General features: G+C 43.7%; 14 protein-coding genes. 11 read left to right on the plus strand and 3 right to left on the minus strand.

Annotated features, from left to right (window positions below):
* The first annotated feature begins 12 nt into the window (after positions 1 to 12).
* From F461_RS0110490 to F461_RS0110500, 3 genes are all read left to right on the plus strand, one after another.
* Positions 13 to 813, plus strand: coding sequence for a tetratricopeptide repeat protein (locus F461_RS0110490; protein WP_020001112.1), 801 nt, complete (start codon positions 13 to 15; stop codon positions 811 to 813).
* Between the two features lie 552 nt (positions 814 to 1,365).
* Positions 1,366 to 2,352: a sulfite exporter TauE/SafE family protein gene (locus F461_RS0110495; RefSeq protein ID WP_020001113.1), complete on the plus strand. Its 987-nt coding sequence runs from the start codon at positions 1,366 to 1,368 to the stop codon at positions 2,350 to 2,352.
* 12 nt (positions 2,353 to 2,364) lie between these two features.
* Positions 2,365 to 2,790: a hypothetical protein gene (locus F461_RS0110500; protein ID WP_020001114.1), complete on the plus strand. Its 426-nt coding sequence runs from the start codon at positions 2,365 to 2,367 to the stop codon at positions 2,788 to 2,790.
* Between the two features lie 216 nt (positions 2,791 to 3,006).
* Here F461_RS0110500 and F461_RS0110505 read toward each other — a convergent pair whose 3' ends face one another.
* From F461_RS0110505 to F461_RS0110515, 3 genes are read right to left on the minus strand one after another with little or no spacing between them, the layout of a single operon-like run.
* A complete protein-coding gene (locus tag F461_RS0110505; RefSeq protein ID WP_020001115.1) occupies positions 3,007 to 6,087 on the minus strand; it encodes an ATP-binding protein in 3,081 nt (1,026 codons plus the stop codon).
* Entirely contained in the window at positions 6,087 to 7,349 is a 1,263-nt protein-coding gene (locus F461_RS0110510) for a metallophosphoesterase family protein (RefSeq protein WP_020001116.1), read from the minus strand. Before F461_RS0110510 ends, F461_RS0110505 begins: the two co-directional genes overlap by 1 nt.
* A 24-nt stretch (positions 7,350 to 7,373) precedes the next feature.
* On the minus strand, positions 7,374 to 8,294 hold the full coding sequence (locus tag F461_RS0110515) for a pseudouridine synthase family protein (protein WP_020001117.1): 921 nt from the start codon (positions 8,292 to 8,294) through the stop codon (positions 7,374 to 7,376).
* A gap of 643 nt (positions 8,295 to 8,937) precedes the next feature.
* On the opposite strand from F461_RS0110515, the gene F461_RS0110520 reads away from it, so the two are divergent.
* From F461_RS0110520 to F461_RS0110555, 8 genes are all read left to right on the plus strand, one after another.
* Positions 8,938 to 10,272, plus strand: a complete 1,335-nt coding sequence (locus F461_RS0110520) for a helix-turn-helix domain-containing protein (RefSeq protein WP_020001118.1) — start codon at positions 8,938 to 8,940, stop codon at positions 10,270 to 10,272.
* A 135-nt stretch (positions 10,273 to 10,407) separates the two neighbouring features.
* Positions 10,408 to 11,562 carry a DNA polymerase III subunit beta gene (dnaN, locus tag F461_RS0110525; protein WP_020001119.1) on the plus strand — a complete coding sequence of 385 codons (1,155 nt, stop codon included), beginning with the start codon at positions 10,408 to 10,410 and terminating at the stop codon, positions 11,560 to 11,562.
* Positions 11,562 to 13,958, plus strand: a complete 2,397-nt coding sequence (gyrB, locus tag F461_RS0110530) for a DNA topoisomerase (ATP-hydrolyzing) subunit B (protein WP_020001120.1) — start codon at positions 11,562 to 11,564, stop codon at positions 13,956 to 13,958. The genes dnaN and gyrB overlap by 1 nt, the downstream gene beginning before the upstream one ends.
* A 9-nt stretch (positions 13,959 to 13,967) precedes the next feature.
* A complete protein-coding gene (gene gyrA / locus F461_RS0110535) occupies positions 13,968 to 16,406 on the plus strand; it encodes a DNA gyrase subunit A (protein WP_020001121.1) in 2,439 nt (812 codons plus the stop codon).
* A 3-nt stretch (positions 16,407 to 16,409) separates the two neighbouring features.
* Complete coding sequence (locus F461_RS0110540; protein WP_020001122.1) at positions 16,410 to 17,195, plus strand: tetratricopeptide repeat protein; 786 nt, start codon at positions 16,410 to 16,412, stop codon at positions 17,193 to 17,195.
* Positions 17,196 to 17,563: 368 nt separating this feature from the next.
* On the plus strand, positions 17,564 to 18,064 hold the full coding sequence (gene def / locus F461_RS0110545; protein WP_020001123.1) for a peptide deformylase: 501 nt from the start codon (positions 17,564 to 17,566) through the stop codon (positions 18,062 to 18,064).
* Positions 18,049 to 19,038, plus strand: coding sequence for a methionyl-tRNA formyltransferase (gene fmt / locus F461_RS0110550; protein WP_020001124.1), 990 nt, complete (start codon positions 18,049 to 18,051; stop codon positions 19,036 to 19,038). Before def ends, fmt begins: the two co-directional genes overlap by 16 nt.
* A gap of 13 nt (positions 19,039 to 19,051) precedes the next feature.
* Complete coding sequence (locus F461_RS0110555) at positions 19,052 to 19,897, plus strand: DUF116 domain-containing protein (RefSeq protein WP_020001125.1); 846 nt, start codon at positions 19,052 to 19,054, stop codon at positions 19,895 to 19,897.
* Positions 19,898 to 19,925: the final 28 nt, after the last annotated feature.

The following is a 19,925-nucleotide window of genomic DNA, read 5'->3' on the forward strand; positions in this document are numbered from 1 at the left end:
AGGGGGTTTTGGATGTCTGCTGAACTGACTAGAGCTCGTACTCAGCTAAGCAATGTTCGTACGTACTTGAAACAAGCAAAAATTCAGATGGCCGCTCAGGCACTGCATGACGGGATAATTGCTTACTTAAAATATCCGTTAATGAAGGCTGAAAAGCAGGAATTTTTACGCTTACTTGAAGACAGTACAATGTATTTGGCTGCAGCTCCTAAACTTAAAGAAGTTTTTCCCATCGCACTTATCTTTAAAGAAGGTGAAGAGCGACAGCTGGTTCAAACACTGAAGGAGCTACTTGTCGAGCTTCAAAAGAATGTAACTGACGAAGCTCAGCAAATGCTCGAAGCGCTGGAAAGACAAAAACAGCTAGAACTTGAAAAAGGGCAAATGCTTCTTGATACAGCACAACATGAAAATGCTGTTACTGTATTCAATGCCTTACTCACAAGATTTTCAGAAGATGCAGACCTTAAAAGTGACGTTGCAGAACGCTACATTCGTGCTGGTATGTACAGTGAAGCATTCACTCTGCTTGCTGAAGCAATTGAACTTTCTCCGGAAAACATCCGTTATTACAACAGTATTGGAATGGCGCTCCGGAAAATGGGTAAATACGATGTAGCAGAAAAATATTTTGCTAAAGCCGTAAAGGTCGCCGGACAAGACCCGCATCTCTTCTTTAATCTTGGACGAGTCTACGTAGACTGGGAAAAATGGGATAAATGCGCAAAGTCAGCCCTTATGGCGCTGAAGCTTGATCCCGAATTTAAAGAAGCAGAAAAAATGCTCGCATTCGCAAAAAAACGTATGGCATAACCCCTTAAAGCGTAAGCACAGAGTTATGATATAAACCTGAAAACCAGGAAAAACAGTATGCTTTGTATATCGTCATCATAACTCAGGCAGCCATTGATTTATTAGCAGCCCAAGAGCAGATAGTAAAAACTATCTGCTCTTTTTTTTTATGCATGTTATTTTTATCTCTATCTTCTTACCTGCTTTATTTTATTGATTTTTAATAAAAGCTAAAAAAAACAGCCCTTACGAAAAAATATTTGATATTCAAACTTCAACTCCTTGTGCAAAAAAACACAATGTTGCAATAAAAATAATATTTCATCATAAATTCAAACTATTACCCTTTATCCAAGTTTATGAATAAGACATTATTACACAATTCCTTTCTTTTTTTTTAAAAAACATGCTTCTATAGGAAAGTAGCTATTATTCTTAATAAACTTGAATTTCAGTGGGTTATTTCGATTCTTTTATTCAGACGAGGTGATTGACATATTTTTCACATTCTTTTACCTCAAAAGCACGGAACAACATTTGATTAGAGGTTAACGTAAGTTATGCGAGGAAAAAATGCTTAAAAACGTTACTAGACTTTTCACTATGCTATCCCTCTGGGTTAGCGCAGCAATTTTTGCATCTCCTGTAGGTGCTTTTGCTGCTGAAGCGGTTACGGCAGGTGCTCCTGCCGGCGGCAATCATGTATGGTGGTTTTGGCCACTTATCTTACTAGTTTTTTGTTTTGTACTTGGTGTGATCGCGGTTCTTGCTGGTGTTGGTGGCGGCGTATTGTACGTACCACTGGTATCCGGTTTCTTCCCGTTCCACATCGACTTTGTACGTGGTGCAGGTCTTATGGTTGCGCTTGCAGGTGCCCTTGCTGCGGGCCCTGGTCTTTTAAAGCGTAACCTTGCAAGTCTCCGCCTTGCACTGCCTATGGCTCTTATTGCGTCAGCCTGTGCTGTCGTGGGTGCTATGCTTGGTTTATACCTCTCACAGCTCGACCCACGATATGTTCAGACTGCACTCGGTGCGACCATTATGGGTATCTCAATTCTGTTGCTTTGTTCTAAAAACTCAGAATACCCGGTTGTCACAAAACAGGACGCAATCAGTCATGCGCTTGGTATTGAAGGTCTCTATCAAGATCAGGCAACAGGAAAAGAATTTGAATGGAAAACTCACCGCACCTTTACCGGTCTGCTGTTATTCGTCGTAATCGGCGTCATGGCAGGCATGTTCGGACTTGGCGCAGGTTGGGCTAACATCCCTGTTCTCAACCTCCTTATGGGCGCTCCACTGAAAGTCTCTGTAGCAACATCCAAGTTCTTACTCTCCATCACAGATACCTCTGCGGCATGGGTGTACATGAACCAGGGTGCGGTTATTCCACTGATCGCTATCCCTTCCATTATCGGCCTGATGCTTGGCTCTCTCGTGGGCGTACGCCTGCTTGCTGTCGCAAAAGCCTCTTTCATCCGTTATATGGTAATCGGCGTTCTCTTCTTTGCTGGTTTCAAGGCTCTTGATAAAGGCCTTGGACTCGGTATCCTGGGTTAATGGAGGTAAGTCATGACAATACAAACGAACAGATGCGTGACTCCACCAGAACAAATGCGCTATGCAATGATTCTGGAACGTGGTGCTTATCTTGGTATCCTTATCATGCTCATTACCTATGCAATATATGCATTTGGTATTCTTACTCCCCATGTACCAATTGAAACAGTAATTAATAACTGGCACCTAGGTGTTCACGACTATCTAAAAGCAACCAACAGCCCTACAGGCTGGGACTGGCTTAGTCTTGTCGGAACAGGCGACTTCATCAACTTCATCGGTCTTGTATTGCTCGCAGTTATGACTATCATCTGCTACGCAACACTCATTTTACCGTACTTCCGATGTGGTGATTTTATCTACCTTTCTATTGTAATCGCTGAAATCGCAGTTCTTACTCTTGCTGCTTCTGGTATCCTCGGAAGCGGCGGGCACTAAAGAACCTGATATTAAATAACAAAAAAAAGCCCCTCGATCATTCGATCGAGGGCTTTTTTTTGTTGAGATTTCGCTTCCTTAATTTTTTATTGCCATCGCCAAGAGGCTTCTCCAACGGATGATAGAAATGAAAAGGGCTACTTGCCTGATACAAGTAGCCCTGAAAATTAACACAAAGAGTTGCGCACGCACGCGCAAGTTATTTCCATTTGCAGCTTAGCCGGTTTCAACATCAAGCAAACCATTCACAACGGTATAAACACCGACATCCTGAGCATGATTTCGCATGATTTCTACTGTTTGCGGATGACAGGTAAAAAGAAATACCTGATTATGCGTTGCTAACTCTGTAATTGTTTCAGCAGTACTTGCAGCTCTTATTGGATCAAAATTAACCATTATATCATCCATGATGACAGGTAACGGTTCATTTTGATTTGAGTGACTTAATATATGCCCAAGGCGCAGGGATAAATAGAGTTGCTCCACTGTTCCTCGGCTTAATTCTTCCGGCTTTCGTCTTGTGCCATCTTCTGCCAACGCAAAAATATCTTCTTCTCCAAGTGGCTTAAAGACACCACTGTAGGCACCTTTTGTAATTGTCTTAAAGAAAATTCCGGCCTGCTTAACAACTTCAGGCTGCTGCTCACGCTCAAACCGCTCCCGCGCCCGGGATAACAGATGTTCCGCAATTCGATATCGTGCCCATTCTTTGGCTAATCCATTTGCTTCTTCTTTAAGCGCTTCGCTTTGGTTCCTCTTATATGCCAACTCTTCTGTCGAAGTTAACTTTTCTTGCTCAACTTTGGCTTGAATAAGTTCCTGTCGCAGCTCTTCCAGCTCTTTCTCTCTCACTTCAATGGTTGCAGCTAACTCAGATGCCTTTATTGCAAGCTCCTGCTCGCTCTGTTGACCAATTCGCGCTGCAAGCTGACTAATATCCCCATCATCGCTTGCGGCTACAAGAGACGCATTCAACGCGTTAAAAGCAGATAACAATTCTTGCTGCTGCATGTAGATTGCATGCTTTGTTCTAAATGACTCTTCATCTATTGCATTTGCTGCTGTAAATAATGCATGAATCTCTTCTTCATGTTTTACTACAGAATCGCGAAGAACTTTGGCTGATTCCATATCCTTGCGCAGCGCATCTGATAACCCCAGAATCTCAATCTGGGCTGATTGAGATTCTGTCAATATCCGAAGTAACTTATCCTGCGTTACACTACGTTTAATAGTACGATCGAAAGCATATTCCGGCTCAATACATGCTGCCGCACAAAGAGCATCCTGCTGCTTTGCAAATGCTTCAAGAGCACCCTGTACAAATGTTTTACGAGCTTCTAAGTCGGAAAGCTGACTAATGTTAGATTTAGCATCCTTAATAAGCTGTAGGGTTTCCGGAATATGCTGCACACGCAGGCCTGACGATAATCCGCGCTCAGTCAGCCATTGTTTTACCTTGGAATTGACTCTCGTTAGAATATCGGCCGCATCTTGCTCATTACAACTTCCTTTTTCAAACAGCTTCTGCGCTTCATCATGTTGTTTTTGAGCGAGATGCAGCTTTTCCTGCAAAGCCTCGCACACCATGATACCACGCTGCATGTCTTCAAATAAATCTTCCGCCTGAAGCAGACACTCTTCAGTAACTTCCGGTTGAGGAAACAATAACGGCGCGCTACTCATCAACTCCAAAACATCGTGCTGTTGGGCCGATATTTTTTTGCTCCGTTGCATTGTGGTCAACACCCCCCCGGCGATTGCCAAGACAATAACCGCAATTCCCGAATACAAAATGTACGGAGAGACTGGTATAAAACTCGGCAAGGCAACAATACCCGCGCCAACAACTCCAAAGGCAGCCGTAACCATAAGCGGCGTAATGGTAGAAGCATTTTCCGATGCAAGCACCTTTGGTAAGCGTGAGCGGACTGCTCGCAAAACATCTTTACTCTGTTGCAGGTCACCCGATACAGAATTAAGCTCACCTTTCAAGGCAGAGAAACGTCTTACGTCAACATTATTTTCAAATTCATATTTATATTGCTCAAGATTACGTCGCGCATCTTCAAGTACTCCGGCAAGACGTACTGTTTCGTTCTGGGCAAGCGTAACAGCCTGCTTGGCGGCGCCCGTTTGTTCTTCAAATTGAGCAACTTCACGACGCGTATTATCAGATAAATCAAATGCAGACACACGCTCTGCATTCCAATCAGCACCAAGCTGTTCAAACGTCTCAGCAAGATCACGTTGAAGGGCTTTCTGTTCCAGTCCCAGCTGCTCCAGTTCGTTTTGTTTGCCCACCATTACAGCTTTTTCTTCGCTTAAGGCACGCACAACATCCTGTTGCATAATAAGCTCTGAATTAACCAGTGTCTGCTTAGCTTCGATCTCCCGTTGTGTCGTCTCAATGCCAGCCTTAACCTTGGCTAACTGCTCACGTTTTTCTTGTGCGCTACTGTTATGGCTATCAAAACGAAGTAATCCATCCTGCGGAAAAACAACAAGCGGCTGAACAGCCTCAAGCGCTGCTTTCTTTTCTTTATATTCGGTAAAAATGCCCCACAAACGAATGTCCGCGTTTACAGTTCCGGCTTCGATGCCCAATTTACGCAACGCAACAGTTCGTTCTGCAAGCTCATCTTCAAGTTCGGAAATTTTTTGTGAAACAGCCAGATACGCAGCAACACTGTCATCACAAGCATTCATATCTTTGCGAAGCTGCTCAAGGTCTTTGATATGCTTATTTAATGGAAGAACTTTACCGCCTTTTTTAAACAAAGCCTCACGCTTTGTAGAAAGGTGCTTCATCACATCAGTATAGGAAGCACCGCCACCATGCACTGTTCCGTATAAGGCGTTACGAACAGCATCACCGGTTAAAGCTTCTTTGCTTTGTAATTCTGTGAGGGAAAAACCATACACATTCGTGTAGAGATCGCGGGAAACATTACCAAGTAATGCCTGCAAGGCTGATTCATCCATTTGCCCGCCATTTCCACCGGTAATTGCTACACGCTTCGGTTTAAAAGAACGCTCAAGCCGCAGTGCACCAAACTTTTGTGTAGCAAGCCCCAGCACACCGGCGTGCTTGCCACCACGAAGCGGCTCGTAGTGCGAAATATTTTTCCCTTTTCGCGGTAATCCAAACAACATGTACCGTAAAAAAGATAGGCAGGTGGATTTTCCCGCTTCATTGTTCCCAAGAAAAACATTCACGCCGGAAGAAAATCCGGATAATTTCTGTTCTGCAAAAACACCAAAGCCGTTTATATAAAGATCAGTAATCCGCATTAGTCAGCCTCAAGCAAATCAAGACATAAATATTGTGCTTCTGTAGCAAGCTGCACCAACTCCTCATCAGAAAGAATAGTTAGATGGCGTTTACTTGTAGGTGAACCGAATAGTTCACTCACTGAGTCACGCAGTTCAACAACACCTTCTTCTCTTGTTAACTGATCAGCAACAGTTAAGGCTTCACCAAGTAGATCAGGGCGGCTGCGCATGGCTTCAATATCTATATCCGGCTTACACGCCAGCTCTATATCTTTCAGCCAGACAAATGGACTGCTTTCCATCTGCCCCTCACGGATACGCTCCTCAAGCTCTTTTACTGCGCCATTCTTCCTCAGTTCGGCATCGAGAATGCTCCGTCCTTCAAGCACAAGGCGTACAATAACGCCTTTGCAGGCTGTTGGGAGTTGCTGCGCCACATTTTCTAAACAAGACTCCACAACCTCTTCAAGTAGATCAACCTGCGCCACGTTAGATATATCAACAGATTCAATCTTCCATAAAATCCCACCAAGAGTATGATGCCGAGTTGAAACTTCACCATTTTCAACATTAACAAGCAAACAGCCACGCTCTCCTTGCTCGTTAATATGCAGACCTTGAATATTGCCTGAATAGACAACAAAAGGTTCACGACTCACGATCTGCTGCTCGTGGATATGACCAAGAGCCCAGTATTCAATACCGGACTTAGCAAAATCTGCTATACTTGCCGGAGCATATTGTTCAGAAGCAGCAACCGAATCAACCGTACAATGCAGCACAGCAATTTGAAAAACATCATCTTCCGTACGCGAATATTGTCTTGCCAGTTTTCTACGCTCGTTGTGTTTTCCATGACTCACACCATGAACGACCGTAACTAGCTCGCCGTTTATGTTTTCAATACGCACCTGCTCAACACTATCTGAACCAAAAATATGCACATTATCAGGAAAGCTGAAAGATTTCTCTGTTTCCAGCAATGGGTCATGGTTTCCGTGAACAATAAAAACTCGAACTCCCGCATCACGCATCCGTTTACACGCATCAAGCAGAGCAAAACGAGCCTTCAGGCTCTGATCTTCCTGATTATAAACGTCTCCAGCGAGCACAACGAACAAAGGGCGTTCGCTGCATGCAAGCTCCGTTAAACGTTCCAAAGCTTCAAATGTAGCAGCACGCAGAGCTCCTGCCACCTGTGATGATACATTGGCAACACCCTTAAAGGCTGCATCCAGATGCAAATCTGCTGCGTGGATAAAAGAAAATGACGGTTTCATGGCTTAATGTTTTCTCTATAAATTTTAAATCGTCTCTACTAGTTCATTACCTACAAAAAATGGGGACTTCCATGTTGGCATGCATACAAAAGATTCTGTCGGTAAAATAATCCGCCATGCATGAAGCAGCATGCCCTGCGGGTTAGGCGAAGCACCATATTTAGTATCCCCGATGATAGGGTGATTCCTACTGGAAAGCTGCACCCGAATCTGATGCGTACGACCTGTTTGTAATGAGATATGTAACAACGATTTTTTATTTGTTACAAGCAAGGGAGTAACAGTGCAGAGAGATTCTTTACCATCTCCCGTTTCCATACGTTCCTTTCCATCCACCTGCGCCTGTTTACTCAGTTGATCATATAACTGTACTGTTTCAGGATGCTCCCAGCGCCCTTCAACCCATGCCAGATAATGTTTACCAAGAGCATGCTCATTACGAAAAAGTTTATGTAACTCCTGCAAACGGGTGTAGCTAGTTGCAACCAGTAACAAGCCGGACGTATTTTTATCTAGCCGATGAGCAGGGGTAGGGCAAAAAGGTGCATCAACATATTGAATTTTTAAACGTGTTGTTACTGCATCCTGATGACCTGTTCCAGGTTGAACTGGTAATCCTGCAGGCTTGTGCAATACAAGCAGGCCATCACTTTCGTTTACTATATTAAGAGCAATATTGTTGCTGGCGGAATCCTCCTGCTCTTTTTTCTGCTCAGAAGAAGGCGCTGACTCATCAACAGTATAGGGTGGAATCCGAACTATATCATCCTGCTTTAAGCGAACAAAAGGCTTCACTCGTCCTTTATTAAGACGCACCTGTCCAGTTCGAATCCAACGCATAATCGCGCTCTTAGGAACTTCTTTGTCAACACGACGCTGCAAAAATTGCAGCAACTTCTGACCGGCTTCTTCCGGCGTAACAACCACAAACTCAACCTGTCCCATGTAATTCCTTTATTCCCCAGCAAAGAGACGCTGTCCCCTGTATCCCTTTTAAGATTAGCGGTGACCTAATGCCTTTGAGTTTTAAAATTTGTATCAACAAGTTGTACTGCAACATTTTTTAATTGGCTATAGCAGATACGTTATCTACAGGATGTTCCTAACTTTCATCAGTGGAAAATGTGCGTAACTTTATTATCTCACTTTGTTTAAAAGAAAAATTAAACAACAAATTATGAACATTTATATTTGTATGTAACTTGTTCTTAACAATTAAAATGGGGATCCTCTTAAAATCGTCATATAAAAAAATAGGCCATATTCCTCCTGCACACACAAACAAAAGTCTGCCCTTTAGCTGTAAGTCCCATTCAGCAAAAAAGACTAAACACAATCACAAGAAGAATTATTTTTATTATATTTTATAGCCGGACGGTCGATTTCGCTTATAATGAGCTTAGAACGCATTGAAAGGGCGGAAGATAACATGAGACTCATCTTGTTGAAAAAAACAGGCGCAGAACGGCGATAGCTTGGCTTACTCTTCGTTTTTTGATATATAACTAAGGTTACGGCGCCTGATTTTATGTACAAGATATTTGGTGCCAATTTTTGTTAATAACCAACCGCAAGTAGTAACTTTATTTTGCTGAAAAACGGGCTGAGAAATTTTCTCGAACAGCAGTATTCTGAAAAGGATCTGCGCAATTGGTTCGACCCCCTCACTATACGCTATGGTCATGCCGAAAAAAGCGTATCTGTTGCCTTTCCTCATGCCTTTTTCGGCTCATGGTTTACCACACATGGAAAAACAGCGCTGGAACAGGCTGTGCGGGATTATATTAGTCCTGAAGTTGTTGTGTTGTATGAAACTCCGCTTGCATCTGCTGCAACGAAACAAGTATCGGCTGCATCTAATACTGCCGTGCAGGAAACACCTGCATCAGTCGTTAGCCGTACAGTTCCCAACACTCAGTTCACATTCGACACGTTTTTGCATAACGCAAAAAATATATTCCCAGTTGCAAGCGCAAAAGAAGTGGCCAAAACGGATATTCCCCCAAAATATAATCCGCTTGTTATTGCTGGCCCTTCAGGGAGTGGAAAAACCCATTTATTACGAGCTATTGCACACTCAATTATAGAGCTACGCGGAGAGGAATCAATTTTCTTAGGAAATATTGAAGATCTGGCGTCGTTGTATCAGGACGGCAGCCCTGGCGCCCGTTTTGAAATGCGAAAGAAAATTGTCCAGAAGAATTTCTTTTTACTGGATGATTTGCAACGATTGGAAGATTTTCCGATTCTGCAAGAAGAGTTGATAGCACTCTTTGATGCATTTCATGACAATAATAAACAGATGGTGTTCTGTTGTACGGATGGACTGACAGCACATAACTTTTTATTACCAACCTTGCGCTCCCGTCTGGAGTGGGGACTACTGGCTCAGCTGAAGCCGCAAGATATGGACATAAGAATAAAATATGTGACCAACTATCTGAAAAATAATCAGATAAAGCTGACTAATGATCAGATCATTCTTTTGTGTCAGCGCTTTGGAGATTTCAGACTATTGCAAGGAGTGCTGCTTAAACTATCGGCATTTAAAGAACTTATGCATACTGAAGTCTCTGAATATGAATTTAATCAGATTATCGAGCATACGGATAACACAAAAACCAATCCACTTACCCCTGACATTATTATAGGGATAGTAGCAAAACATTACATGCTACAGACAAAAGATTTGTTGAGTGAAAAACGGCACCAGAAAATCGTACTTGCCAGACAGATCGCAATGTATCTAACCCGTACTTTACTTGGTTCTTCGTACCCGGCTCTTGGCAGAATGTTTGGCGGCAAAGATCACTCTACAGTCATCTATGCTGTTAATAAGATTAAGAAATTTATAGTTAAGAACAAAGATACGAAACTTTTAATAAACGAGCTGAAGGAAAAGTGCTTAACAGCCACAAAGTAAAAAATACGCCTTTAGTTACGCGCATCCGGTTACTAACGGGTCATTCATAGTGACACATTAAATATATGCAAAATCAGATAGTTATCACAGTTAATAACATAGTGACAGCCCCTACAACTACTACAAGGAGATCATATGTATTTAAAAGTATTTAAAGAAGACGTCATTGACGGTCTCCTGAAGGCTGCTAATATCATTCCTGCAAAAACAGGAGCAGCCTACTTACGTTCTGTCTGGCTTAAAGCTGAAGGCGGAATGTTGCAGATCCTTTCTACTGATTCAAATATTGAATTCAGCGGTAACTACACAGCTGACGTAACAGAAGAAGGCCTGGCTGGCGTACAAGGCAGAGCTTTTGTTGATCTGGTAAAAAAAATGCCAGCAGGCGAAATCACCCTTCGTCTAGAAGAGGACAGTAATAATCTTCTCATCGAACAGGGAAGAAAGCGCTACAAGCTTCCTGTAAACGAAGCGACGTGGTTCCAAAATTTCTCTGATTTCCCTGAAGCAAATTCTGTTTATTGGTCAGGTGACTTTCTTCAGGAAGTAATCGATAAAATTTCTTTTTGTATTTCTGATGAAGATACTATGGAGGCAATTGCTTGTCTGTCCATTAAGCCAATGGAAGAGCAGTACATCGAAGCATGCGGTCTAAATGGACACCAGTTCTCAATGCAGCGTTTCCTTAATGACGAACTGCATGCACTGCTTCCTGAAGATGGTATTCTTCTTCAGAAAAAATATCTTAATGAACTCAAGAAGTGGCTCGGTGGTGATGAAATCGAGCTGAATATTGATAATAAACGTCTCTTTTTCCGTACTGGCGATAAACGTGAAGTTTTTACGATTCCTTTATCGTACTATCAGTACCCTGATTACAATTCATTCTTATCCCGTCTGGGGTGTGATGATGTGACGAAGCTGACCGTTGATCGTAAACTAATGATTGACGCTTTAGACCGTCTCCTCATCTTCAACACAGACAACAACCGTTGCACCTACTTCACCTTTAACGGCAGTGAAGTGGAGCTTGCATCTCAGGGACAGGAAGTAGGTATTGCAAAAGAATACGTGGACGCAGAAGTGTCTGGTGACATTGAAAAAATTGCGTTCCCGACACGTAATCTGATCGAAATCCTCAATCACTACCAGTCTGAAAAGTTGACCTTTATTCTTACCGGAACAGAAGGTCCATGTGGTTTACGCGGTAGTGACGATCCGGAATACACTGTAATTATTATGCCAATGAAGATTGTAGAAGAGACTTACTACAGCGAGGAAGAAGTTTAATGACCAATAAGAGTCAATATACTGCGGATAGTATTCAAATTCTTGAAGGACTTTCCGCGGTCCGTAAGCGTCCGGCTATGTACATCGGCAGCACGGATGTTCGCGGTTTACATCATCTCGTTTATGAAGTTGTGGACAACTCCATTGACGAAGCTATGGCAGGATTTTGTGACAAGATCACAGTAAAAATCCATCTTGATAACAGTGTAACTGTTCAAGATAATGGCCGTGGTATCCCTGTAGATATGCATCCCAAAGAAAAACGTCCTGCTGTAGAAGTTGTTATGACTGTCCTGCATGCTGGTGGTAAATTTGATAATGATGCATACAAAGTATCCGGCGGCTTGCACGGCGTTGGCGTTTCCTGTGTAAACGCATTGTCAGAATATCTCGAAGTTACCATCGATAGAGAAGGTTCTCGCTACAAGCAGCGCTATGAGCGTGGTGTACCTGTTACCGGTGTTGATGAAGTTGGAACTTCAAGACGTCGTGGAACAACTATTCGTTTCCGTCCGGATGAAGAAATTTTTGAGACTAATCAGTTTGTTTTTGAAACGCTCAAAAAACGTTTTGAAGAACTTGCCTATTTGAACTCCGGTCTTGAGATTGAATTTAACGATGAACGCTCCGGTGACTCTTCAGTTTTCAAAGCTGAAGGTGGCATAAAGCAGTTTGTTAAAGATATGAATACCGGCGAAGGTGGCATGCATGCCATTATCTACGGTAGCGGTTACGGTACTGGAGCTCATAAGAATATCTTTGTTGAGTACGCATTACAGTATAATGCTAGCTACAAAGAAAACTTGCTTACATTTTGTAACAATATCCGCACAAAAGAGGGTGGTACCCACCTTCAGGGCTTTAAAACAGCACTTACCCGCGCAATCAATGCCTACATTCAGGCCGCAGATTTGCCACGTAAGTATAAAGTAAAGCTTTCCGGTGATGATGTTCGTGAAGGTCTTACCGGCGTTATCAGCGCAAAAATTCCTCAGCCTCAGTTTGAAGGCCAGACAAAAACAAAACTCGGTAACAGTGAGGTTGCCGGTATTGTATCTGCTCTGGTGTACGAACAGTTGATGACCTATTTTGAAGAAAATCCGAAAGACGCACGGTCCGTTATCGAAAAAGCTGTTGATGCGGCTCGTGCCCGTGATGCTGCGCGTAAAGCAAAAGACCTTGTTCGCCGTAAAGGTGCTCTCGGTGATAACTCTCTGCCGGGTAAGCTTGCAGACTGCCAGTCCAAAAAGCCGGAAGAGTCCGAACTCTACATTGTGGAAGGTGACTCTGCGGGTGGTTCTGCGAAACAGGGGCGTAACCCTAACTCGCAGGCTATTCTGCCTCTTCGCGGCAAAATCTTGAACGTTGAAAAAACACGTTTTGACAAGATGCTTGCGAACAAAGAGATTAAGGCGATGATTACGGCAATGGGGGCCGGTATCGGTGAAGAGGATACTGATTACGATAAACTCCGTTATCATAAGATCATTATTATGACAGATGCGGACGTGGACGGCGCGCATATCCGTACGCTGCTGCTCACATTTTTCTTCCGTCAGTACCCTGAACTTATCACCCGCGGGCATCTCTATATCGCTCAGCCTCCATTGTACCGTGCCCATTCTTCCCGTTTTGAGCGTTTCATAAAGGATGACGAAGAGCTCACATCGTTTCTTCTTGAACGTGTAGCGAAAGACCTTATTATTGTGGGTGCTAATGGCGTAGAATTCGCCGGAGAGGACTTAAAAGGACTTTTAAACACTGTGCGTTCTATTAAAGGGAAAATGCGTGAGGCGGGAAATGTGGGCATAAAAGAGGATCTTTTCCGTACTCTTCTTGACTATGATAAGCGTCTTTTCCCTCAAAACTTTGAAGAAGAGAAGCTTAACGGTCTTGGCGCGCTGCTTGAAGAGCGCGACTATTCTGTTCTGATTGAAAAAGAAGAAGACGAGATTGACGCACGTACCTTCCTTATCTTTGAAGACTTGAATGGACACCGTACCCGTATCGGTACAGAATTTTTCAACTCCAAAATGTATAAGGTCCCGTATATTGCCTTTGATGACCTGCGCAGTATGTGCGGCGGCTTGAACTTTACCTTACGTCGTAAGGACGCTGAGGTTGAAGTGGATGACGTGCTTGAGCTTGTGGATATCGTTATGCAGGAAGCTCGTAAGGGACTGAACGTACAGCGTTACAAAGGTCTTGGTGAGATGAACCCTGATCAATTGTGGGAAACTACTATGAATCCGGAAAACCGTGTTTTCTTGCAGGTCACAATTGATGATGCGGAAGAAGCAAGTGAAACCTTTGAAAAACTCATGGGTGACAAAGTAGAGCCGCGCCGTGAATTTATTGAACGAAATGCGCTTAACGTGCAGGAACTGGATATTTAGGAGAGGTACGTGTCACTAGAACCGCAAATTACTATCGAAGAGGAGCTCAAGAAGGCATATCTTGAGTACTCCCTCAGTGTTATTGTCGGCCGTGCTATTCCGGATGCCCGAGATGGTCTTAAGCCGGTACACAGACGTATTATGTACGCACAGCATGAACTGGGTAACTCGTACAGCCGTGGACATAAAAAATCTGCTCGTATCGTCGGTGACGTAATCGGTAAGTATCACCCGCATGGTGACTCAGCTGTGTATGATGCGTTGGTTCGAATGGCGCAGCCATTCGCAATGCGCGATCCGCTTGTTGACGGTCAGGGTAACTTTGGTTCCATCGATGGCGATGCCGCAGCGGCAATGCGTTATACAGAATCACGTATGTCCCGCCTTGCAGGCGAGTTCCTGAATGATATCGAGAAGGAAACCGTTGAGTTCCGTCCAAACTACGATAACACTCTCCTTGAACCGACCGTGCTGCCTACCAAGGTGCCGAACCTGTTGCTTAACGGTACTTCCGGTATTGCCGTTGGTATGGCGACCAACATTCCACCGCATAACCTTGGTGAACTTATTGGCGCCTTATTTGTTCTGCTTGAAGACCGGGATGCAACAGTGTCTCAGCTTATGGAGCATGTTAAAGGGCCTGACTTCCCGACAGGCGGTTTCTGCTACGCAGGTAAAGGACTTATAGATGCATACAATACCGGTCGCGGTACTGTAAAAGTTCGTGGCAAGCTTGAAGTAGAAGAACGTAAAAAAGGACTTCAATCTCTTGTTATTAAAGAAATTCCTTACGCTCTTAACAAGTCTTCTCTTGTAGAAAAAATTGCATCTCTCGTTAATGACCGCAAAATTGAAGGTATTACCGACCTTCGTGATGAGTCTGATCGTAAAGGTATTCGAGTTGTTATCGATTTGAAGCGTGGCACTATCCCAGAGATTGTTATCAACTCTCTGTACAAGTTTACCCCGCTTGAAACGTCTTTTGGCATTAATATGCTGGCAGTTGTAAATAACAAACCGGAACTCCTTAACTTACGCACCGCGCTGCTTCATTTTCTTGATCACCGCCGTGAAGTTATTATCCGTCGTACTCGTTATGATTTGCGTAAAGCAGAAGCACGCGCGCATATTCTCGAAGGGTTACGGATTGCTCTCGATAATATCGATGAAGTTGTTAAAATTATCCGTGCATCTAAAACTGCTGCGGATGCAAAACTTGCTCTCAAGGAGCGGTTTGAGCTTTCAGATGTTCAGGCACAGGCTATTCTGGATATGCGCCTCCAGCGTCTGACCAACCTTGAGCACGAAAAGCTTCTTGAAGAATATAATGAGCTTATCAAGTTGATTGAATACCTCACCTCTATTCTCGAAAACCGGGATGTGCTGCGTGGTGTTATTCGTGAAGAACTTGAATATATTAATGAAAGATATACTACTCCTCGTCGTACAGCTATTGAGTTTGATGAACTTGACGGTATTGAAATCGAAGATCTCATTCCTGATGATGACGTAGTAATTACCCTTTCCCGTCGAGGCTACATCAAGCGTACTACTCTTGAAGTATACCGCGCTCAGCGTCGTGGAGGTAAAGGGATTGCCGGACTGCATACGGGTGATGGAGACTTTGTTCAGGACTTCCTGACAACTTCAAACCACCAGCACCTGCTTCTCTTCAGTAACAAGGGACGCATGTTCCAGATGAAGGTGCATCAGGTTGCTGAAGGTTCCCGTACTGCGAAAGGTGTACATATCGCCAACCTGTTGCCGCTTGAAAATAGTGAGTGGATCACAACAGTACTGTGTGTCCGTGACTTTGAATCTGACCGTTTCTTCCTCTTTGCGACTAAGAGCGGCATGGTTAAGCGTTCCAGCGCTGAACTGTATAAAAAAAGTCGTCGCACTGGTATCATTGCTGTCGGTCTTAAAGAGAATGACGAACTCATCATGGTTCGTGAAGTTGATGATCACTGCCAGATTGTTCTGACAACAGCCTCCGGTATAGCTATCCGTTTCTCCTGCACTGATGTTCGAGCAATGGGACGTTCCGCAACTGGCGTAAAAGGCATTGCTCTCAAGGGTGAGGATCAGGTTGTAGCCTGTGTAACTCTCCGTGAAGATTCCGAATGCGAGATTATGACTGTTGCAGAAAACGGCTACGGAAAACGTACCCGTATTGATCTCTACCGTATCCAGTCTCGTGGTGGTAAAGGTATCATTAACTTTAAAGTGACACCGAAAACCGGCAAGGTACTTGGCGCAATTCCTGTACTGCTTGATGATGAGCTTATTCTGTTGACTTCCGATAACAAAGTTATCCGCATGGGAGTTAAGGAAATTCGTTCAGTAGGTCGTGCGACACAGGGTGTACGTCTTGTTAACATGGATAAAGGCGGACATGTTGTTGGATTTGACCGTGTAGTTGAACAACAGCAGGAAGATCAGGAATAGCGAATGAACCGAAGTGTTCTATTGCTTCTTGTGATGGTAACCATCCTCGTCTCCGGCTGCATGCAGCCGGAGACAGAGGATGAACTTTCCAGAGCACGTAAGGCATTTATAAATAAAGAATACACGGAGGCGGAGCGTTTTTATCAACGCTATCTTCGTGATTATGATAACGGAACAGAGCGCTGGAATGTATGGAACCGTCTTGTTGAGATAACTGGAACAGTTCGGGGAAATAAAGATAGAGCTATCGAATTGCTTGATGCAATGCTGCTTGAATTTTCTGGAGAACCGGCTCGTTATAAACAGATTCTCATAAGCAAAGGGAATATTTTTGGAGAAGTAGGTCGCTGGGGAGAGGCAACAACTGTGTGGTCACAGTTGTTGAGTGCTCCGGAAGTGACAACCGAGGAAGAGGCACAAGCCTATGCCAGTCTCGGTAAAGCTTATCTCATGCGTGGAGATTACGAGTTGGCTGTGGATGCATTTAAAGATTGTCGTGAGCTAGAGTTAGATAACTCTGAACATCAGACTCTCTGTATCTATGAGCTTGCACAAGCCTACGTTTATCTTGGAAATTTTTTTGAAGCTGAGCAAAGCCTGAATAATTTATTGCAATATAAAGGTGTTGAAACCACTCTTATGGCGCGGGCTAAATTGCTTCTTGCAGATATATATGAACAGCAGGAAAAACCGCTTAAGGCTATAACATTGTTAGAGGAAATTCGAAATACCTACCCGAATCCACGGGTTGTAGAGTTCAGACTGAAGAATTTACAGAAAGAAATGTAACGTTATTTGCCTCAGACGGTTCTTTGATGAACAAGGTCACAGTCTGCGTAAGAGGGATACCTCCTTGGCGCGAGTAAGGAGTGTAGTGAGTTAGAACAAAGATATACTTCGGCGACACCTATTTTTGAGATTACGGATAAGAACTTATTATACGTTTTTTCAGGAGTATGAGGGCAGAGGGGGAACCCCGTTTTTTACGGAGTTCCCCCTCTGCCCGCCGGAGACCTTGAAGAATATATAGAAAACAACATACCTTTTCAGTAGGTATAATCGTACTTATTTATATATGAGGTGCGATAGGAAATTGTCTTTTTTAGAGACAGAGCATACAACCATTCCGGTTGAAGCGTTACCGGAAGGAGATATATATGATTTGCGAAGTTTTGCATTATCCTGACAGCCGTCTTGCTGAAAAAAGCAAGCCTGTCGAAGAGATTACCAAAGAGATTAAAGAACTTGCAGCGGCTATGACTGAGACCATGTATAAAGAAGAAGGTATTGGCCTTGCAGCCCCACAGGTTGGCAAGTTGCACCGTCTTGTTGTTATAGATGTTTCCGGTCCTGAAGTTCGCAACGAACTGATGACACTGATCAACCCTGTGATCGTTTCGGCTGAGGGTTCCTGTGATTCTGAAGAGGGGTGTCTGTCTGTTCCCGGTTACCGTTCAAAAATTAAGCGTTCTGAAACAGTAGTTGTTAAAGCGCAGGATTTGGAAGGTAATGATGTTACCATTGAAGCAGATGGTCTTCTCGCAATCTGCTTACAGCATGAACTTGATCACCTTGATGGTATTCTCTTTATTGATAAAATGAGCCGTCTGAAACGTTCTCTGTATGACAAGAAGGTGAAAAAATGGTTGAAAAGGTAGGTAAACTTCGCGTCGTATACATGGGCACTCCTGATTTCGCGGCAACAATTCTTGATCGTGTATCTCAGTGGGATGGAGCAGATGTTGTTGGTGTATACACACAGCCTGACCGACCTTGTGGACGCGGGCAGGTATGCAAACCTTCTGCTGTAAAAATGCTTGCCTTAGAAAAAGGCTACGATATTTATCAGCCGCTTAATTTTAAAGATGAGTCAGATGTTGAGCAGCTTGAAGCGCTCAAGCCTGATGTTCTGCTTGTTGCTGCGTATGGCCTTATTCTTCCGCAGCGTGTACTAGATATTGCAACGCATGGCGCTATTAATGTTCATGCTTCTCTTTTGCCTAAATATCGTGGCGCGGCACCTATCCAGCGCGCTATTATGAATGGTGATCCAGTTACCGGCATCACCATTATGCAGATGGAAAAAGGTTTGGATTCTGGGCCGATTTTATTACAGCGTGCACTTGCCATCGGTATTGATGATACCGCAGGTTCCTTACATGACGAATTGGCCGTGCTGGGCGGTGAATTGCTGGTTGAAGCCTTGCAGAAGCTTTTTGTCGGAGATTTGCATCCCAAAGTGCAGGATCATGATCGTTCTACCCATGCCGCAAAGTTGACCAAGGCAGAAGGTTTGCTTGACTGGAATCAAACCGCTTTGAAGTTACATGCGCATCTGAGAGGAATTTCTCCATGGCCGGGCGGCTATTTTATTCTTGAGCGTGCCGGAAAAAAATCTGTTCGAGTTGCTATTGAGCCTGGTATAATAGGCCCAGACCTTGAAGAAGGTATAGCTCCCGGAACAGTTCTTGGATTGCAGGATGACGCAATTGCAATTGCTACGACAGACCGTATGTACTTAGTACGCAACTTGCGTCCGGCTAATAAAAAGGTGATGGACGCGAAGGCATTTGCCTGCGGGTATCTTGCTCAATGTGACGACGCAACTTGTTCCGGTGAAGGGCTTTGTTAATATAAAGAAAAACATGCTGTTTCATAAAAAAGATCTTGATAATCCAGAACGGTATTATGGGGCCCGTAAAAGGCTATTTATTGGCTTAATTACGGGCACTTCTATTTTGCTGTGCTCCCTTTTGTTTGCAGGGTGGATTATCCCTTTCATCGGCTTTTCTAATATCCATCCATCGTTACCGTACTTTTTTGGACTTGTTTTTGGTGCAGCTATTTTTTTCATTTGCTGGACAACTCTGGGGCTTGTTCTGCAAATTCTTAAAGGTAAAGCAGTTCTTGGAAGTGCCAAAATGCGCGGGTTGACGATTCGAATATTTTTGCCGCTCATGACAATGCTTGCTCGTTTGCTCGGTATCGACAAGTGTAGAGTTCGACAATCGTTTATTCGTGTAAATAATGAATTAGTGCGGTCTGAAAACGGGAAGTTTGAAGCAAAAGATATTTTAATTCTTACGCCGCATTGTTTGCAGGCGAGTGACTGTTCGCTGCGTCTTTCCTATAATGTTGATAATTGTAAGCGGTGCGGGCGCTGTCCTGTAGCTATGCTTCTTAAATTACGTGACCATTATGGGGTTAAATTTACTATTGCGACAGGTGGCACAATAGCCCGGCGCATTGTGGTGCAAGAGAAGCCAAAATTTATTATCGCTGTAGCATGTGAGCGCGATTTAACTTCCGGTATTCAGGATACATACCCGCTTCCTGTGTATGGTGTATTGAATGAACGTCCGTGTGGCCCGTGTCTTGATACTACCGTACCGGAGCTTTCAATGGAGCGGGCGCTACGCATGTTCATTAAAAATCCGGGGCCTCCGTTATTGTTTGAAGCCGCTTTCGGCCACGCAGATACAAAGTGCTAGCAAGCACATAGAAATAAATTGTTAAGGA

Origin of the sequence: Halodesulfovibrio aestuarii DSM 17919 = ATCC 29578, assembly GCF_000384815.1 — a bacterium.
GTDB lineage: Bacteria > Desulfobacterota > Desulfovibrionia > Desulfovibrionales > Desulfovibrionaceae > Halodesulfovibrio > Halodesulfovibrio aestuarii.

Bases quoted from the DNA above. Each gene is read 5' to 3' on its own strand.
- def (WP_020001123.1), top strand. From the start codon at position 17,564: ATGATTTGCGAAGTTTTGCATTATCCTGACAGCCGTCTTGCTGAAAAA.
- dnaN (WP_020001119.1), top strand. From the start codon at position 10,408: ATGTATTTAAAAGTATTTAAAGAAGACGTCATTGACGGTCTCCTGAAG.
- F461_RS0110540 (WP_020001122.1), top strand. From the start codon at position 16,410: ATGAACCGAAGTGTTCTATTGCTTCTTGTGATGGTAACCATCCTCGTC.
- F461_RS0110490 (WP_020001112.1), top strand. From the start codon at position 13: ATGTCTGCTGAACTGACTAGAGCTCGTACTCAGCTAAGCAATGTTCGT.
- gyrB (WP_020001120.1), top strand. From the start codon at position 11,562: ATGACCAATAAGAGTCAATATACTGCGGATAGTATTCAAATTCTTGAA.
- F461_RS0110515 (WP_020001117.1), bottom strand. From the start codon at position 8,294: ATGGGACAGGTTGAGTTTGTGGTTGTTACGCCGGAAGAAGCCGGTCAG.
- F461_RS0110495 (WP_020001113.1), top strand. From the start codon at position 1,366: ATGCTTAAAAACGTTACTAGACTTTTCACTATGCTATCCCTCTGGGTT.
- F461_RS0110500 (WP_020001114.1), top strand. From the start codon at position 2,365: ATGACAATACAAACGAACAGATGCGTGACTCCACCAGAACAAATGCGC.
- fmt (WP_020001124.1), top strand. From the start codon at position 18,049: ATGGTTGAAAAGGTAGGTAAACTTCGCGTCGTATACATGGGCACTCCT.
- F461_RS0110510 (WP_020001116.1), bottom strand. From the start codon at position 7,349: ATGAAACCGTCATTTTCTTTTATCCACGCAGCAGATTTGCATCTGGAT.
- F461_RS0110505 (WP_020001115.1), bottom strand. From the start codon at position 6,087: ATGCGGATTACTGATCTTTATATAAACGGCTTTGGTGTTTTTGCAGAA.
- F461_RS0110555 (WP_020001125.1), top strand. From the start codon at position 19,052: ATGCTGTTTCATAAAAAAGATCTTGATAATCCAGAACGGTATTATGGG.